This window comes from Salmonella sp. SAL03688 (genome assembly GCF_046551895.1).
In the GTDB taxonomy this organism is placed as follows: Bacteria; Pseudomonadota; Gammaproteobacteria; order Enterobacterales; family Enterobacteriaceae; genus Salmonella; species Salmonella enterica.
Map to the genome: position 1 here is coordinate 330,928 of NZ_JBGDVI010000001.1, position 17,251 is coordinate 348,178.

18 protein-coding genes and 3 tRNA genes are annotated in these 17,251 nt (G+C 51.7%); 13 read left to right on the forward strand and 8 right to left on the reverse strand.

Going from position 1 to position 17,251, the window contains the following annotated elements; genetic code table 11:
• Nucleotides 1–325: 325 nt before the first annotated feature.
• The 4 genes from prfC to ACLJR2_RS01485 form a co-directional block, all read right to left on the reverse strand.
• On the reverse strand, nt 326–1,915 hold the full coding sequence (gene prfC / locus ACLJR2_RS01470; RefSeq protein ID WP_057516995.1) for a peptide chain release factor 3: 1,590 nt from the start codon (nt 1,913–1,915) through the stop codon (nt 326–328).
• Between the two features lie 91 nt (nt 1,916–2,006).
• The gene (yjjG, locus tag ACLJR2_RS01475; protein ID WP_000870686.1) at nt 2,007–2,684 is read right to left on the reverse strand and encodes a pyrimidine 5'-nucleotidase; all 678 of its coding nucleotides are present in this window, start codon (nt 2,682–2,684) and stop codon (nt 2,007–2,009) included.
• Nucleotides 2,685–2,705: 21 nt separating this feature from the next.
• Nucleotides 2,706–3,152 (reverse strand): ribosomal protein S18-alanine N-acetyltransferase, encoded by a 447-nt coding sequence (rimI, locus tag ACLJR2_RS01480; RefSeq protein ID WP_043991240.1) that lies wholly within the window; start codon nt 3,150–3,152, stop codon nt 2,706–2,708.
• Nucleotides 3,097–3,534: a DNA polymerase III subunit psi gene (locus ACLJR2_RS01485; protein WP_000203996.1), complete on the reverse strand. Its 438-nt coding sequence runs from the start codon at nt 3,532–3,534 to the stop codon at nt 3,097–3,099. The genes rimI and ACLJR2_RS01485 overlap by 56 nt, the downstream gene beginning before the upstream one ends.
• 102 nt (nt 3,535–3,636) lie before the next feature.
• On the opposite strand from ACLJR2_RS01485, the gene rsmC reads away from it, so the two are divergent.
• The 4 genes from rsmC (at nt 3,637) to ACLJR2_RS01505 (ending at nt 5,174) form a co-directional block, all read left to right on the forward strand.
• On the forward strand, nt 3,637–4,665 hold the full coding sequence (rsmC, locus tag ACLJR2_RS01490; protein WP_001534743.1) for a 16S rRNA (guanine(1207)-N(2))-methyltransferase RsmC: 1,029 nt from the start codon (nt 3,637–3,639) through the stop codon (nt 4,663–4,665).
• A gap of 190 nt (nt 4,666–4,855) precedes the next feature.
• Nucleotides 4,856–4,942 (forward strand) — tRNA-Leu (locus ACLJR2_RS01495).
• 27 nt (nt 4,943–4,969) lie between these two features.
• Nucleotides 4,970–5,056: transfer RNA gene (locus ACLJR2_RS01500), tRNA-Leu, on the forward strand.
• A gap of 31 nt (nt 5,057–5,087) precedes the next feature.
• Nucleotides 5,088–5,174, forward strand: a tRNA-Leu gene (locus tag ACLJR2_RS01505).
• A gap of 31 nt (nt 5,175–5,205) precedes the next feature.
• Here ACLJR2_RS01505 and ACLJR2_RS01510 read toward each other — a convergent pair.
• Nucleotides 5,206–5,442, reverse strand: coding sequence for a DUF1435 domain-containing protein (locus tag ACLJR2_RS01510; protein ID WP_000941879.1), 237 nt, complete (start codon nt 5,440–5,442; stop codon nt 5,206–5,208).
• A gap of 250 nt (nt 5,443–5,692) precedes the next feature.
• On the opposite strand from ACLJR2_RS01510, the gene ACLJR2_RS01515 reads away from it, so the two are divergent.
• From ACLJR2_RS01515 to ACLJR2_RS01525, 3 genes are all read left to right on the forward strand, one after another.
• Entirely contained in the window at nt 5,693–6,757 is a 1,065-nt protein-coding gene (locus ACLJR2_RS01515; RefSeq protein ID WP_000211207.1) for a GGDEF domain-containing protein, read from the forward strand.
• A gap of 120 nt (nt 6,758–6,877) precedes the next feature.
• On the forward strand, nt 6,878–7,666 hold the full coding sequence (gene fhuF / locus ACLJR2_RS01520; protein ID WP_000331536.1) for a siderophore-iron reductase FhuF: 789 nt from the start codon (nt 6,878–6,880) through the stop codon (nt 7,664–7,666).
• Nucleotides 7,667–7,816: 150 nt separating this feature from the next.
• A complete protein-coding gene (locus ACLJR2_RS01525; RefSeq protein ID WP_000058276.1) occupies nt 7,817–8,275 on the forward strand; it encodes a YbaK/EbsC family protein in 459 nt (152 codons plus the stop codon).
• A gap of 50 nt (nt 8,276–8,325) precedes the next feature.
• Here ACLJR2_RS01525 and bglJ read toward each other — a convergent pair whose 3' ends face one another.
• Both bglJ and ACLJR2_RS01535 read right to left on the reverse strand, forming a co-directional pair.
• On the reverse strand, nt 8,326–9,000 hold the full coding sequence (bglJ, locus tag ACLJR2_RS01530) for a DNA-binding transcriptional activator BglJ (RefSeq protein ID WP_000431548.1): 675 nt from the start codon (nt 8,998–9,000) through the stop codon (nt 8,326–8,328).
• Complete coding sequence (locus ACLJR2_RS01535) at nt 8,961–9,686, reverse strand: response regulator transcription factor (RefSeq protein ID WP_000936653.1); 726 nt, start codon at nt 9,684–9,686, stop codon at nt 8,961–8,963. The genes bglJ and ACLJR2_RS01535 overlap by 40 nt, the downstream gene beginning before the upstream one ends.
• A 712-nt stretch (nt 9,687–10,398) precedes the next feature.
• On the opposite strand from ACLJR2_RS01535, the gene ACLJR2_RS01540 reads away from it, so the two are divergent.
• The 6 genes from ACLJR2_RS01540 to opgB all read left to right on the forward strand — a co-directional run bounded on the left by ACLJR2_RS01540 (nt 10,399) and on the right by opgB (nt 16,104).
• Nucleotides 10,399–11,175 (forward strand): threonine/serine exporter ThrE family protein, encoded by a 777-nt coding sequence (locus ACLJR2_RS01540; protein WP_001747536.1) that lies wholly within the window; start codon nt 10,399–10,401, stop codon nt 11,173–11,175.
• Nucleotides 11,166–11,639: a threonine/serine exporter gene (locus ACLJR2_RS01545; protein ID WP_000511329.1), complete on the forward strand. Its 474-nt coding sequence runs from the start codon at nt 11,166–11,168 to the stop codon at nt 11,637–11,639. The genes ACLJR2_RS01540 and ACLJR2_RS01545 overlap by 10 nt, the downstream gene beginning before the upstream one ends.
• A gap of 92 nt (nt 11,640–11,731) precedes the next feature.
• A complete protein-coding gene (gene dnaT, locus ACLJR2_RS01550; protein ID WP_000098573.1) occupies nt 11,732–12,271 on the forward strand; it encodes a primosomal protein DnaT in 540 nt (179 codons plus the stop codon).
• Nucleotides 12,272–12,273: 2 nt separating this feature from the next.
• Nucleotides 12,274–13,011, forward strand: coding sequence for a DNA replication protein DnaC (gene dnaC, locus ACLJR2_RS01555; RefSeq protein WP_000799930.1), 738 nt, complete (start codon nt 12,274–12,276; stop codon nt 13,009–13,011).
• Between the two features lie 57 nt (nt 13,012–13,068).
• Nucleotides 13,069–13,530 carry a DUF2501 domain-containing protein gene (locus tag ACLJR2_RS01560; protein ID WP_001090314.1) on the forward strand — a complete coding sequence of 154 codons (462 nt, stop codon included), beginning with the start codon at nt 13,069–13,071 and terminating at the stop codon, nt 13,528–13,530.
• Between the two features lie 282 nt (nt 13,531–13,812).
• Complete coding sequence (gene opgB / locus ACLJR2_RS01565; protein ID WP_001292724.1) at nt 13,813–16,104, forward strand: phosphatidylglycerol--membrane-oligosaccharide glycerophosphotransferase; 2,292 nt, start codon at nt 13,813–13,815, stop codon at nt 16,102–16,104.
• A gap of 133 nt (nt 16,105–16,237) precedes the next feature.
• On the opposite strand, the gene ACLJR2_RS01570 is transcribed toward opgB, so the two are convergent.
• A complete protein-coding gene (locus tag ACLJR2_RS01570; RefSeq protein ID WP_000900313.1) occupies nt 16,238–17,248 on the reverse strand; it encodes an SIS domain-containing protein in 1,011 nt (336 codons plus the stop codon).
• Between the last annotated feature and the right edge of the window lie 3 nt (nt 17,249–17,251).

Below are 17,251 nucleotides of genomic sequence, written 5' to 3' on the forward strand. Positions count from 1 at the left end.
CACCGGTTTCTGAAGTCAATGACTGGCATCACATTCGTGAATTTGTAACGACGCGTCGCCTGCCACCCTTCCGTTTCAGTTATTAATATCGTGACTGAAACAAATCTCAGCTTTAAGCTCTCATATTCACGCATTGAACAGGCATTAAAGCCGACATTTATGTCATCACTTTGTTAAATATAGATCACAATTTTAAAATCGCTTGTCGGTGCGTATAAAAAACAGGCAGATCGGAGAAAAAACGCGGGATTTAAGAACATTCCGTAAGCGGTTAAAAAGGCAGGGAAAGTACGAAGGCGCGGCGGATGCCGCGCCCGGAAAGGGATCAGTGTTCGCGCGTTTTACGGAACTGAACGTCAGGGTAACGTTCCTGGGTCAGGTTCAGGTTAACCATCGTGGGGGCGATATAGGTGAGGTTGTCGCCGCCATCCAGCGCCAGCTGCGTTTCATTCTTACGCTTAAACTCTTCGAATTTCTTCGCATCGGCGCTTTCCACCCAGCGCGCCGCCGCCACGTTGACGGACTCATAAATCGCCTCAACGTTGTATTCGCTTTTCAGGCGCGCGACAACAACGTCAAACTGCAAAACGCCCACGGCGCCGACAATCAGATCGTTGTTGGAGATGGGACGGAATACCTGAACCGCCCCCTCTTCAGAAAGCTGCACCAGCCCTTTCAGTAGCTGCTTCTGCTTGAGCGGATCTTTCAGGCGAATACGACGGAACAGTTCCGGCGCAAAGTTCGGGATACCGGTAAACTTCATCATCTCGCCCTGAGTGAAGGTATCGCCGATCTGAATGGTGCCGTGGTTATGCAGACCCAAAATATCGCCCGGGTACGCTTCTTCAACGTGCGAACGGTCGCCCGCCATAAAAGTTAACGCGTCGGAAATCACCACATCTTTGCCGGTACGGACCTGGCGTAGCTTCATGCCCTTCTCATACTTACCGGAAACCACGCGCATAAACGCCACGCGGTCGCGGTGTTTCGGGTCCATATTGGCCTGAATTTTAAAGACAAAACCGGTGAATTTCTCTTCCGAGGCTTCCACTGTGCGGGTATCGGTTTGACGCGGCATCGGCGCGGGCGCCCACGCCACTAAACCATCCAGCATATGGTCAACGCCAAAGTTACCCAGCGCGGTACCGAAAAATACCGGGGTAATTTCCCCTGCCAGGAACAGCTCTTCATCAAACTCGTTAGACGCGCCCTGCACCAGTTCCAGCTCGTCGCGCAGCTGTTGCGCCAGATCTTCACCGACGGCGGCATCCAGATCCGGGTTATTCAGCCCTTTAACGATGCGCACTTCCTGAATGGTGTGGCCCTTACCGGTCTGATACAGATAAGTTTCATCTTTATAAAGGTGATAAACGCCCTTAAACAGCTTGCCGCAGCCAATCGGCCAGGTGATCGGCGCGCAGCCGATTTTCAGCTCATTTTCCACTTCATCCAGCAGCTCCATCGGGTCGCGGATGTCACGGTCGAGTTTGTTCATAAAGGTCAGGATCGGCGTATCACGCAGACGGGTAACTTCCATCAGCTTACGAGTCCTGTCTTCAACACCTTTTGCGGCGTCGATCACCATCAGACAGCAGTCCACCGCCGTCAGGGTACGGTAGGTATCTTCGGAGAAGTCTTCGTGCCCCGGGGTGTCCAGCAGGTTCACCAGACAGTCGTGATACGGGAACTGCATCACCGAGGTGGTGATAGAGATACCACGCTGTTTTTCCATCTCCATCCAGTCAGATTTTGCATGTTGGCTGGAGCCACGGCCTTTTACCGTACCGGCGGTCTGAATCGCCTGTCCGAACAGCAACACTTTTTCGGTAATGGTGGTTTTACCGGCGTCCGGGTGAGAAATAATGGCAAAAGTGCGGCGTTTGGCCACCTCTTGCAAATAAGGAGACAACGTCATAGTCAAATCTTCTTGAGTAAGCGCGGCGTTTGACCACGCATGTTGAATACGAAAAATGCGGCTATTTTACCCATCAACCTGGGGGAGGCAATCAGTGTTTACACAGGAGCTGCTCCAGTTCGCTTAATGACGCCACAGTCCAGGTTGGATGGATACCCGCGGGCTGCTCGCGATGATGCGCGTTAAGCCAGCAGGTCGACAGTCCGGCGTTAATGCCGCCAAGAATATCGGACTCCGCGGTATCGCCAACCATTAATACGCGCGAGCGGTCAGGATTCCCCGCCTGCTCCAGGGCGTAGTTAAAGATTTTCGGATCGGGCTTCGCGACGCCAACCTGCTCGGAAATCACCAGCAGATCGAAATACTCGCGCAGCCCGGTGCGCTCCAGACGAGTTTGTTGTAGCGCGGTAAAACCGTTAGTAATAATACCGATTTTAGCCTGCCCGCGAATCGCATTAAGTAGCGAAACGGCGCCCGGCAAAGGAGAACAGATCTCCGCCATCGCACTAATAAAAGCGTCATTCAGCAGCCCCGGCGCAACGTTTAGCCGTTCAGCCCAACTTTGAAAGCGCGCGTGCTGCAATTGTAATGAAGTAATCGCGCCGTTCTGATAATCCACCCATAGCGGCTTATTCACGGCCTGGTAATCCTGGAAATCCTCAGCGGTAAAGGTGACGCTATAGTCAAGGAACATCCGCTGTAAGCCGGTGAAAGAATCAAACGTAAACAGCGTTTCATCGGCATCAAAGAAAATCCAGTCCCACTTCATCATTACACCTTGCCTCTTTTATTACATGCTTATCGGTAACGCCATGATGATGGCGTCCTCATGCCCTTGTGCCGTGGGATAGTAATTGCGGCGAATCGTCGCCTCGTTAAACCCCAGACTTTCATACAGCGCGATGGCGGCAGCGTTAGAGGCGCGTACCTCCAGCCATAGCGTTACAACCCCACGTTTTTCCAGTTCATCAATCAGATGCTCAAGCAGCATACGCCCCAGCCCCCGACGCTGAAAATCCGGATCGACGGCAATATTGAACAGCGTCGCTTCGTCCAGCACCACCTGTGTAATGGTAAACGCGGCCATTCTGTCAGCAGCAGTCAGCTTAAGGTTGAGATACCGTTCGCCCTGGTTGCCGAAAAACGTTTTTTCGCTCCACGGAAACGCATGAGCGCGTTGCTCAATCTGCCAGGCTGCGGGGAGATCGGTCGTGCTGAGGATAGAAATCGTGTTCATGTTCGCAGATTTGTTGCCATAGTGCGGCGCGTGCCGCCGGGTTTGCCCGGAGTTCATTAAACGCCGGCGTCGTGACCTGAGCGCCTTCGAGTTGGAGCGGCGCGTCAGTTCCTAACCGCCAGCTATTACAACGGCTGCCCTGCGGCAGCATGGCGACGCGCTCAGGCGCCAGGGGTAAAACCTGATCGGGACTCACGGTCAACGCGCGTAAAATATCGCGCATTAGCGGCTCGTTCAGCGCGGGTAATTCCTCTGCAACCACGATCAGACGAACGTGCGCGGGAAGGGAAATCGCAATCTCGCCCTGTAGCGCGCCAGGACGTCGCAGCGCCCACTGCGTAATACCCAGTTGCTGTAACTGCCAGTCTCGTCGGGATGTCATAGCGAAACGCTCCTGTAATCAGGGGCGCAAATATAGCAAATCTGTCGAATCTCCGCCATCAAACTACTATAATCGCCGCCAGTCTGAATTAAGGAGCATTCCATGTCTGCTTTTACCCCGGCAAGTGAAGTCTTGCTGCGCCACAGTGATGATTTCGAACAAAGCCGTATTCTTTTTGCCGGAGATTTGCAGGATGACCTGCCCGCGCGCTTTGAATGCGCCGCCAGCCGCGCGTATACGCAACAGTTTCACCACTGGCAGGCGTTAAGCCGCCAGATGGGCGATAACGTCCATTTTAGCCTGGTCGCGCAAGCCAGCGATGTCGCTGACTGCGATACGCTGATCTACTACTGGCCGAAAAATAAACCCGAAGCGCAGTTCCAGTTGATGAATATTTTGTCGCTGATGCCGTCTGGCGTCGATGTTTTCGTCGTAGGGGAAAACCGCAGCGGCGTGCGTAGCGCCGAACCGATGCTGGCGGACTATGCGCCGCTGAACAAAGTAGATAGCGCGCGACGTTGCGGCCTTTACCATGGTCGTCTGGAAAAGCAGCCGCAGTTTAGTCTTGAATCCTGGTGGGCCGAGTACAATATCGACGGGCTGACCATCAAAACGTTGCCGGGCGTATTCAGCCGCGACGGACTGGATGTTGGTAGCCAACTGCTGCTGTCTACGCTGACGCCGCACACCAAAGGTAAAGTGCTGGATGTCGGCTGCGGCGCTGGCGTGCTTTCCGCCGCGCTGGCCAGCCATTCGCCGAAAGTGCGCCTGACGCTGTGTGACGTCAGCGCGCCGGCGGTGGAAGCCAGCCGCGCCACGCTTGCCGCTAATGGTCTTGAAGGCGAGGTATTCGCCAGCAACGTCTTTTCGGAAGTCAAAGGACGTTTTGACATGATCATCTCCAACCCGCCGTTCCACGACGGAATGCAAACCAGCCTTGATGCGGCGCAAACGCTCATTCGCGGCGCAGTGCGCCATCTGAACAGCGGCGGAGAGTTACGCATCGTGGCGAACGCCTTTCTGCCCTATCCTAAGATTCTGGATGAGACCTTTGGCTTCCATGAAGTCATCGCGCAAACCGGGCGCTTTAAGGTTTATCGTACCGTGATGACCCGTCAGGCGAAGAAATAGTTGGCCTGATAAGCGCAGCGCCATCTGGTTGCATGTGCCGGATGGCGACGCCAGGCGTCTTATCCAACCTGCGTCTCGCGCCCATTTTTGCAGCAATCAATCTATCCCATGCAATTAACTATTGACGAATAGCTGAAAACCACTAAAATGCGCCTCCGTGGTAGTGATTCTTTTCAAGAATCGATGGTATGCGAAGGTGGCGGAATTGGTAGACGCGCTAGCTTCAGGTGTTAGTGTCCTTACGGACGTGGGGGTTCAAGTCCCCCCCCTCGCACCAAAACCACGTTGATATTGCTCGCACTGGGCGAAGGTGGCGGAATTGGTAGACGCGCTAGCTTCAGGTGTTAGTGTTCTTACGGACGTGGGGGTTCAAGTCCCCCCCCTCGCACCAACGAGGCGATATCAAAAAGTAAGATAACTGTGCGAAGGTGGCGGAATTGGTAGACGCGCTAGCTTCAGGTGTTAGTGTCCTTACGGACGTGGGGGTTCAAGTCCCCCCCCTCGCACCAATTATCTTATCCTTCCTTTGTCCCTTCATTTTCATCCCTGATTCCAGTTCATCATTGCCAACATCATGCCGCCAATAAGCGCCATACACGATGGCAGCAGTACAAAATGCCGTAATTGTTTGTGATACAACATCAGCGCAGACAGTAGCAATCCTGATACAATCAACAGCTTCAGCGCATAAGCTGACAGGCCGATAAACGCCAGTCCAACGATAATCACTCCAGGCAATAACACGCCCCATCCGCTGCCTAACGTCCGCTGCAACATGGTTTTACCTCTGGAATTGATAATGATAACCAATATCATATGATATATTTTCTCATTTGTCAGCCAGGGAGAAAGCTAAAGAGATGAGTTTTACTTAACGGTTGATGACACGTATTCAGTAAGGTGATAAATTGTCCGACTGTTAACGTAAAAACAACAACACCTCGCTTTAGGCGACCTTTTCTCATACGTTATTTTCATGTTGGCGCCCGATTCCGTGTATATCACCGATAAATAACGACAATTACCCATGACAACACCATCCTGGCGGTCGCTTCGTATTAAGAAGTATCAGTTTTCTTTACGTCTTTTCTTGTTTCTCAACGCCGTGTCGGCGCTATTTACTCTCGTTTTCCCCCTTTATCAGATCAATGTATTTTGCACGCCAATGATCGGGATAGTGGTCCTGAGCGTATTACTGTTGATATGGCATGGGAAATATGGGCAAAAAAGAATTAATCTCCCCTTTATCTCCCTACTCTTTGGGGGAATATGGGCGGCGCATATTGCGCTAAAGTATCCGGCGTTAGGCCATTATGATTTCTCTTTTTTACTGATTTCCCTGCTTAGCGTTCTGTTTATCGGCTCGATAGCCTTTGCCGCGAATATCGTCGCGTTTACGCTCTATTCGCTACCGCCAGTCGCGGTCTGCCTGTGGCTGAACGGTAATGAACAAGGTTTGCGAATTCTCTATTTGCTGGCCCTGCCAATGGTGGGAATCGCTATTCAACATGTTATCCAGAAACGCTACGATAATTTTGCCCAACAGCTCATGTTTAAGCTGCTGGCCGAGCGGGAAACCCTCAATGGCCTGAGTATGCTTGATCCATTAACCGGCTTATATAACCGCCGTGGCCTGCAAAATCGGCTGGATACGTTACAGGCGCCGGGCAGCCATGAACACTACGTCCTGCTATTGGATATCGATCATTTCAAAGCGTACAACGATCACTACGGTCATATGATGGGCGATCAGGCGTTAATCCGCGTCTCAGCGGCAATTCGGGACGCCGTGCGATCGCGCGATGTCGTCTGCCGTTTTGGCGGGGAAGAATTTCTGGTGTTGCTGACCACCGCCGAACCACAGCAAGCCCGCGCTACCGCAGAACGTATCCGACAGGAAGTATACGATCTTAAAATCCCGCATATGTTTAACGAAAGCGTCGCCACCAATGTCACTGTCAGTATCGGCATTGCGCCCCTGACGGATCGCAATATCGGAGACGCTATCGAAAAAGCGGATAAAGCGCTCTACGAAGCCAAGCATCTTGGACGTAACCACATTCTGGTCAGCGACGACATGCGCGCCCTATGAATCCTGCTGACGTAATCGTGCTACGCCAACAACGTTAACCATAAACCGCTTGCCATCGTTTATCGCTATCGATAGGATTAGCAATCATTATCATTTAGATTAACATCATTAAACTGCGCTATGGCCTACCGTTCCGCACCGATTGCTGACGATATTATCTGGCGAGCTGCTCCCCAGCCGGAAGACGCCTCGCTGGCGGACGCAGTACGCGAGACGATCGCCTCTACCCGTGAGTACCTGTTGGACTTCATCCGGCTGGATGAAACGCCGCCGCCAACGGCGATGACTCTTGCCCAGTGGACGCGCCCCGCGACGTTTCGTTCATTGCTGGCCGCCTATTCCGATCATATCTATCGGCACACGCCAGGCCTGCCACGTGAAAATAAGCCGTTACTCTCCCTGTGGGCGCAATGGTATATCGGGCTGATGGCGCCGCCGCTGATGCTGGCATTACTGACGCAAGCGCGCGCTATCGATGTCTCGGCAGAACATATTCACGTTGAATTTCATGAAACCGGGCGCGCCGCGTGTTTCTGGCTTGACGTGCATCAGGATAACCTGGCAACGGGGCGTTCCCCGGAAGAACGAATGGAAACGCTGGTAGTCTCCGCACTACAGCCGGTCATTCAGGCGCTGGAGGCGACTGGCGACATCAACGCGAAACTTATCTGGAGCAATACCGGTTATTTAATCAACTGGTATCTGACTGAGATGAAACCGCTGCTTGGCGAAGCCCTGCTGGCAACGCTACGCCAGCGCTGTTTTTTTGAAAAGCAGCTATCCGACGGTCAGGATAACCCGCTGTGGCGGACCGTCGTAATGCGCGACGGTCTTCTGGTACGCAGAACCTGCTGCCAACGTTACCGCTTACCTGACGTACAGCAGTGCGGCGACTGCACGCTAAAGTAAACTGCGTTACGTTGCCTTCAGTTATCGTCACGGCTTACTGCTGCTGGCCTGTCACATTATTATATTTACAGCGGCGCTCTCCGTATGCCAAATTACGTTTTGCCATTTTTGGGTCTACCGTGGCTATTGGTAAGGTCTCAGGAGAGAAGAATGAGTCTGCAATCTGTACGGCAATTTCTGGCCGATCATGCTCCCGATATTGAAATTATCGAATTAAATCAAAGTACAGCGACTGTCGAGCTGGCAGCCAAAGCGCACAATGTAGAGCCAGGGCAGATAGCTAAGACGCTCTCGCTTAAAGTAAAAGACACCATTATCCTGGTGGTCGCGAAAGGCGATGCCCGCCTGGATAATAAGAAGCTTAAAACCACTTTCGGCGCAAAAGCCCGTATGTTGAGCAGCGATGAAGTGGTCAATGCAACCGGACATCCTGTCGGCGGCGTATGTCCTTTCGGGCTGGAGCACCCGCTGCCCGTTTATTGCGACATCTCTCTGAAGGGGTATAACGAAGTATTGCCTGCCGCAGGCGCCACGCACAGCGCGGTACGCATCACGCCGGAAAGAATGGCTGAACTGACATCGGCGACCTGGGTAGACGTGTGCCAATAACGTGCCTGACACCCGGATTCCCCGAACAAGCACGGCGCATCCGGCGCGGGCTATACCCGATGCTGGAGCACGGTACCATCTCCGGCGCGCAGATATAACAGAATATCCGCAGCATCGAGTAACCCGGCATCAGAACTCACGCCCAGCTTGGACATCACATTAAACTTATGCGCCCGGATAGTCTTAATGTTACGTTCTAACTGGACGGCAATTTGCGGCATTGAGTAGCCGTTCGACATGAAACGCAGAATCTCCCGCTCGGTTGGACTAAGCATACAATTCTGGTGAAGTTCCCAAAGATTGTCTGTACGCTCCGTTGTCCGCCGGGCGCTATTAAGCGATGTAAATAAGGCATCCTGTAAAACATCCAACGGCGACGCTTTGCTGATGACCCCATCCAGCGGCAGCGGGGATAATGCGCTGATTAAGCGGGCTTCAGCATCATCATCGGCAATCACCAGACGCCGCATATGGGGATAATTTATCGCCAGTTCCGTCAGGCTGGATAATCCTGTCCGGCGTTCAGTTCTTAACGCAGAAAGAGAAAAAATAACGGCAGAAAACGGCGTCTTTAGCGCAGCCTTATAAAACGCGGATGGTTTTGAAAAAATATGAAGCGTATGTCGGCAATCCGGCATTGCATCAAATAGCCCTTTAATACCAATGGTGCTCATCACGCATTTTTCTACGAGCGCAACATTTCTCTTGCTGATTCTGTTTTCCATTCCATGGTTTCTCCATATACCGAAGGTAGGTTCAATTCTCTGGCTCCCTGAGAACTGTTTATCCATGCATACATCTCTGCATTACTGTGTATTGATAAGCGTCGCATGGCGCTATTTTTTTGGGCGCTAATTGTTTTATTACTTTTTTTAAGTAACGCCGCAATTTGGTTAATGCCCCACCCTTTTCCTAAAAGGCGTAATACTTTTCGTTCAGACAGCGTAAGGACAATCGGCCTGTCGTGGAACTGCTGAATTTCAGACGGTACCTGAGGCGATAATAACGTTTTACTTATTCTTTCTGAGCGAGCGTTTCCCGCATGGATAACGCTAATAAGATTCTCGATTGGCTCTTCGTCTGAAAGCAAGGTGCTGACGGGGCCCATCAGAAGATCAACCGCATGTGGATAGCAGGATTTAGGAACCAGAAATACCCAATGTATGTCGCGATATTGCGAGATTAAGCTATAAAAATATTCGCAGATAGCGCGGGGAGAGGCATTGTTAACTGCTAAATCAGCAATAACTAAATTACTTCGGCGTAGCTGTAGCAGCGTTAGCTCTTCTATCGTACGACAATACGCCAGTTTATAATCGGGGAAATTACCTGTTATAGCCCCTTTAAGGCCTTCCTGTATAAGAGGGGTTTTACTGATAATAAGTCCATTTTTGCAGCATCCTGGCAGCATAATTCCTCCGCACCCACGCCGCCACTTTTCATTGCCCCATTAATAAAAACACTATTAACAATGATCGCAAAGAAATATAGGCCGAGTGGATTAATTATCCTTGTTTTATTTTTAAATATCTACCATTGATTGCGCTACAATCCACATAGCACAAAAACATGAAATCACTATCGCATAGTTACTCATAAAACCAGAAGCAAGACAATTAAATTAACTAAATTTGCACATTAGCAATTCTAACGAAAACGCATCATATTAATAAATTTAAAATATGAGTTCGCCCTTCATTCATATTGCTGAGTCCTAAAACAAAAGCCCAACAATACTGTCCACCATCCATAAAACCCATGTAATATCTACGAATTACACTAAGTCATGCCTATTTTTACGCCCGCTGCTCACGCCATTGTGGTTAAACCATTAATGCATATAGTTGATAAAATTCACCACATCATTGATTCAAAAATGAGCGACCAGGCTGGCATAATGCCTCTATTCTGGAAACGGACATACGAGAACCGTCGCCCATAAGGATATCCTGCCTGTGACGAAGCGCACGTCTCAGGAAGCTTATGCGTTGCGTCTGGTGGTTGACGTTTTTATCAACAAGAAATTGATCTTAACCAACGCCATCATGCCTGCGCTTCGTGTTAAAAAGAAAGCCTCTGTCATAGTGGCGGCGCATAGAATGTCTTTTCGGACAGGACGAGTCATGCAAGAAGAGCAATCAATTCAACGAGCAGTAACACGGTTATGTATTCAATGCGGGCTGCTTTTATTGCAGCACGGGGCGGAAAGCGCACTGGTTGATGAGCTTTCCACCCGCCTCGGTTTGGCGCTCGGTATGGATAGCGTCGAAAGCGCGATCTCCTCTAACGCCATTGTCCTGACGACCATTAAAGACGGACAATGTCTGACATCGACACGTAAAAACCAGGATCGCGGCATTAATATGCACGTCGTCACGGAGGTTCAGCATATCGTTATCCTCGCGGAACATCGTCTGCTGGATTACAAAGGCGTGGAAAAACGCTTTAGCCAGCTCCGCCCGCTGCGTTATCCGCGCTGGCTGGTGGCGTTTATGGTCGGTCTTTCCTGCTCCTGCTTTTGTAAGCTGAATAATGGCGGCTGGGATGGCGCGGTTATCACCTTTTTCGCCAGTATGATAGCCATGTATATCCGCCAGATGCTGGCGCAGCGGCATTTACATCCGCAGATCAATTTTTGCATTACCGCCTTTGTCGCTACCACGATTTCCGGGCTGATGCTCACCCTTCCCGCCTTTAGCCAGACGCCCACTATCGCCATGGCGGCGAGCGTACTGCTACTGGTGCCGGGCTTTCCGCTGATTAATTCCGTCGCAGATATGTTTAAAGGACATATTAATACCGGGCTGGCGCGCTGGGCTATCGCCAGCCTGTTGACACTGGCCACCTGTGTGGGCGTAGTGATGTCAATGACAATATGGGGGCTACGAGGATGGGTATAATCGACTTTTTACTGGCGCTAATGCAGGACATGATCTTGTCTGCGATCCCCGCCGTCGGGTTTGCGATGGTCTTTAATGTTCCCCACCGGGCGCTTCCGTGGTGCGCGCTACTGGGGGCGCTGGGTCATGGCTCGCGTATGCTGATGATGAGCGCAGGCTTTAATATCGAATGGTCGACGTTTATGGCTTCGCTGCTGGTCGGCAGTATTGGTATTCAGTGGTCACGCTGGTATCTCGCTCACCCTAAAGTGTTTACCGTCGCGGCCGTGATCCCGATGTTTCCGGGGATTTCCGCCTATACCGCGATGATTTCCGCAGTAAAAATTAGCCATCTGGGCTATAGCGAACCGATGATGATTACGCTGCTGACCAATTTTCTGAAAGCCTCTTCCATTGTTGGCGCGCTCTCAATTGGCCTCTCTGTACCGGGATTATGGCTGTACCGCAAACGCCCCCGCGTGTGAATGGTGGAACGCCTCCTGCTGTTCTTACAGGTCTGTGTGGTACTATAAAAACAGTCGCCCTTCTCGGTTGTTGTTCCATATTGAGAAACATTATGTCTTCCAGAATTTTAACGTCGGACGTCATCGGTATTGACGCCCTTTTACACGATCATCATGCTGTGCTGGCGAAGTCAACGGGCGGCGCAGTGGCGGTATTCGCTAATAATGCGCCTGCCTTTTATGCCGTGACGCCTGCACGCATGGCTGAACTGCTGGCGCTTGAAGAAAAGTTATCACGTCCGGGAAGCGATGTGGCGTTAGACGCGCAATTTTACGAAGAACCCGAAGCCGCCCCCGTTGCGATTCCCTGCGGAAAATTCGCCATGTATCCCGCCTGGCAACCGGATGCGGATTTTCAGCGTCAGGCTGCCCTTTGGGGCGTGGCGCTTCGGGAGCCGGTCACCGCAGAAGAGCTGGCGGCGTTTATCGCCTACTGGCAGGCGGAAGGTAAGGTTTTTCACCATATCCAGTGGCAGCAAAAGCTGGCGCGCAGCGTGCAAATCAGCCGTTCCAGCAATGGCGGAATGCCGCAGCGCGACATCAATAGCGTCAGCGAACCTGACAATCATATTCCACCAGGTTTTAGGGGGTAACGATGAAAAATGTTGGCGACCTGATGCAGCGTCTACAAAAAATGATGCCTACGCATATTACGCCGGCGTTTAAAACGGGCGAAGAACTGCTGGCCTGGCAGAAAGAGCAAGGCGAGATCCGGGCGGCGGCGCTGGCGCGGGAAAATCGGGCGATGAAAATGCAGCGCACCTTTAACCGTTCCGGCATTCGACCGCTACATCAGAACTGTTCGTTTGATAACTACCGGGTTGAGTGCGACGGACAAATGAACGCGTTAAGCAAAGCCCGACAATACGTTGATGAGTTTGACGGCAATATCGCCAGCTTTGTCTTTTCCGGCAAGCCGGGAACCGGTAAAAATCATCTCGCCGCGGCTATTTGTAACGAGCTGCTGCTGCGCGGAAAGTCAGTACTGATTATCACCGTAGCGGATATTATGTCAGCGATGAAAGACACGTTCAGCAATCGGGAAACCAGCGAAGAGCAGTTGCTTAACGATCTGAGTAACGTTGATCTGTTGGTGATCGACGAGATCGGCGTGCAGACCGAATCCCGCTATGAAAAAGTGATCATCAATCAAATTGTCGATCGTCGTTCCTCGTCAAAACGTCCCACCGGCATGTTGACGAACAGCAATATGGAAGAGATGACGAAAATGCTTGGCGAACGCGTCATGGACCGTATGCGTCTCGGCAACAGTTTATGGGTTAATTTTACCTGGGACAGTTACCGCAGCCGGGTGACAGGTAAAGAGTATTAAATTGCAACGTGCTCCAGGGCGATACGACGCCTGGCAGGCATAACACAGGTGATTACCATGAATACAGCGAAACATGTTCTGTGCTGCGCGGCGATCGCCAGCGTACTGATTTCCACCAGCGGTATTGCCGCCAGTCAGTTAAGCGCTCAGGGCGCGAACGCACAGCAGGGCGGGATGTCGCTTTCTGCGCTAACCGGTCTGCTCAGCAGAGGTGCCCAGTCACTCAGCGCCGATAATATGAATAATGCCGCCGGTATTTTGCAGTACTGTGCCAAACAGAAACTGGCGTCCGCTACCAACGTGGAAAACGTTAAAAATCAGATTCTGAACAAGTTGGGGTTGGATACCACACAGCAGGAGCAGGACACTAACTACCTAAACGGCCTGCAAGGGTTGCTCAAGACGAAGGACGGCCAGCAGTTGAACCTCAATAATATCGGCAGTACGCCGCTGGCGGAAAAGGTGAAAACCAAAGCTTGCGATCTGGTGTTGCAGCAAGGGCTGAATTTCCTCTCCTGACTGCGTTTTTCTGACCGTGCGCCACGCTGGAACGCCCTGATAAAAGCCGTGTTTTGGCCCTTTACCCGCCAACACAGCATTAACCCGATTTTTCTCTTCGTCTTTTCCTGTTATTAACCGCTATGGCAGGAAGTGATGCCGATCAAAAAACCAACTTTCTAAACTCATTCTAAATAGCAGCGCCGTGTAAAGTCATTAGAATTGCAGCAATGTGACATCGCTATTACATTGTTAGAAATTTTTTCCTGCCAGCGATAAGCCTGGTTTATTGAGGATCGTCAGTTGTCCGAGTTGCTCTCTGTCGCTCTGTTTCTCGCCTCTGTGCTGATATATGCCTGGAAGGCGGGCCGTAACACCTGGTGGTTTGCCGCCACTCTCACGGTGCTGGGACTTTTTGTCATTCTGAATATTACCCTGTATGCCAGCGACTATTTTACCGGCGACGGGATCAACGACGCAGTGCTTTATACGCTCACGAATAGTCTGACGGGAGCGGGAGTCGGCAAATATATTCTGCCGGGAATCGGCATTGCCCTGGCGTTAGTGGCGGTATTTGGCGCGCTGGGATGGGTACTACGCCGCCGCCGTCACCATCCTCATCATGTCGGTTACAGCCTGCTGGCGTTACTGCTGGCGTTGGGTTCGGTCGACGCCAGCCCGGCGTTTCGCCAGATTACCGAACTGGTAAAATCACAAATGCGCGATGGCGATCCGGATTTTGCCGTTTATTATAAAGAACCAGCAAAAACCATTCCTAATCCGAAGCTCAATCTGGTCTATATCTACGGCGAGAGCCTGGAACGGACCTATTTTGATAATGACGCTTTCCCCAATCTCACGCCAGAGTTGGGCGCGCTGAAAAATGAGGGGCTGGATTTCAGCCATACCATGCAACTGCCGGGAACGGATTACACCATCGCCGGGATGGTGGCTTCCCAGTGTGGTATTCCGCTGTTTGCGCCGTTTGAGGGCAATGCGTCCGCGTCGGTTTCCAGCTTCTTTCCGCAGAATATCTGCCTCGGCGATATTCTGAAAAACTCCGGCTACCAGAACTATTTCGTGCAGGGCGCTAACCTGCGTTTTGCCGGGAAAGACGTGTTCCTGAAATCACACGGATTTGATCATCTGTACGGCGCTGAAGAGCTAAAAACGGTGGTGGCGGACCCGTCTTATCGTAACGACTGGGGCTTCTACGACGATACGGTGCTTGATGAGGCATGGAAGAAATTTGAAGCGCTTTCCCGCTCAGGCCAGCGTTTTTCGCTGTTTACGCTGACCGTAGATACTCACCACCCGGACGGGTTTATCTCACGCACCTGCAACCGCAAACGCTACGATTACGACGGCAAGCCCAACCAGTCCTTTAGCGCCGTAAGTTGCAGCCAGGAAAACATCGCCGAGTTTATCAACAAAATCAAAGCGTCACCGTGGTTTAAAGATACCGTTATCGTCGTCTCTTCCGACCATCTGGCGATGAATAATACGGCCTGGAAGTACCTGAATAAGCAAGATCGCAACAATCTGTTTTTCATTCTGCGCGGCGATAAACCGCAGCAGGAGACGCTGGCGGTCAAACGCAACACGATGGACAACGGCGCAACGGTGCTGGATATTCTCGGCGGCGATAATTTTATCGGTCTGGGACGTAGCAGCCTTTCCGGGCAGTCGCTGTCGGAAGTGTTCCTGAATGTAAAAGAGAAAGTGCTGGCGATGAAGCCGGATATCATTCGCCTGTGGAATTTCCCGAAAGAGATAAAAGATTTTACCGTCGATCGGGACAAAAACATGATCGCGTTTTCCGGGAGCCACTTCCGCCTGCCGTTACTACTGCGCGTATCGGATAAGCGCGTCGAACCGTTACCGGAAAGTGAATACTCCGCTCCGCTACGGTTCCAGTTGGCCGACTTCGCCCCGCGCGATAATTTCGTTTGGATCGATCGCTGCTACAAAATGGCGCAGCTATGGGCGCCGGCGCTGGCGCTCTCTACCGACTGGTGCGTCTCGCAGGGACAGCTTGGCGGGCAGCAAACCGTACAGCATGTTGATAAAGCGCAGTGGCAGGGTAAGACGGCGTTTAAAGACACGATGATCGATATGGAGCGCTACAAAGGCAACGTCGATACCTTAAAGATTGTCGATAACGATATTCGTTATAAAGCCGATAGCTTTATCTTTAATGTGGCGGGCGCGCCGGAGGAGGTGAAGCAGTTTAGCGGCATTTCCCGGCCGGAGTCCTGGGGGCGCTGGTCAAATGCGCAGTTGGGCGATGAGGTTAAAATCGAATATAAAGCGCCGCTGCCGAAAAAGTTTGATCTGGTGATCACCGCCAAAGCCTTCGGCGACAACGCGAATCGGCCAATTCCGGTACGCGTAGGCAACGAAGAACAGACGCTGGTGCTGGGTCACGATATGTCCACTATCACGCTGCATTTCAACAACCCGACGGACGCGAATACCTTAGTCATTGCGCCGCCCGCTCCCGTCGCCACCAACGAAGGTAATATTTTGGGCCATTCGCCGCGCAAATTGGGGATTGGCATGGTGGAGATCAAAGTGGTGAATGTTGAGGGTTAAAAGAGAAGGTCATATATGCCGGGTGGCGGCTGCGCCTTACCCGGCCTACACATCATCTTTATCAATAAACTGGCGCACAGGCCTGATAAGCGAAGCGCCATCAGGCACTGTATATGCTACACGCCCCTTTCTGTTAATAATCGAACTGACGGTAGTAACGACGAATATCCAGACTGTGGCCGGTATATTTCTCGAAGTGCGCCGCCAGCCGATCAACCAGCAGTGTCGAGACGACGCAGGGCGCCATAATCCAGCGGAACTCATCATCAATGCCGTCCAGCGCATACGCTTTCGGATCAATCACCACCAGGTTATCGGTAATCTTACTGGCGAAGCGTTCCACGCGCTCGTCCAGCTCGCGGCATTTCCCTTCCCCTTTCACCAGAATGAGCGGAACGTCTTTTTCCAGCAGCTCCAGAGCGCCGTGGAAAAATTCCGCAGAGCTGACGGGGCGCGTGCGCTTCCACTGCATCTCTTCCAGGATACACATGGAGAACAGATAGACCTCGCCCCACATCTCCGCGCCGCCGACCCACATCATATAATCGCTGTTATGATAACGGCTGGCGATAGCGTCCGCCTGCGGATCAAATTTTTGTTTCGCTTTCAGCAGATTCGCCGGCAGAATTTCCAGTTGGCTGGCGAAGCGATCGTAACTGGCGAATTCGTTATTGCGCGACAGCACGCGGAAAAACAGCCAGTACAGCAGCATATATTCATATTCCACGCCATTTTTGTGACGCATCGGAATATGCCATGTCGCCGCCTGCGCCAGCGGAGAGTCCGCATTTTTGGTAATAGCGACTACGCGTATTCCCTGCGCTTTACACCACTCGGCGATCGCCACCGATTCTTTGGTATCACCGGATTTAGACAGCGTAACAACCACAGAGTCTTTATTCAGCCGCTTATTTCCTTTATGAATTAATTCTGCCGCCTGCTCAACATAAACCGGCAACGTCGTTAATTCTTTGGCAAATTCATTAATTGCCATCATTGGCGCCAGTGAACCGCCAACAGAGGCGAAAAATAAAGAACTGAACCCGGCCTGATAAATCTCGTCAGCAACCTGTTCTGCCTTCTGGCGCGCAGCGATGATCTCACGAGCACTCGTCAGGTACTCGTCCTGATTAAAACCCAACATATT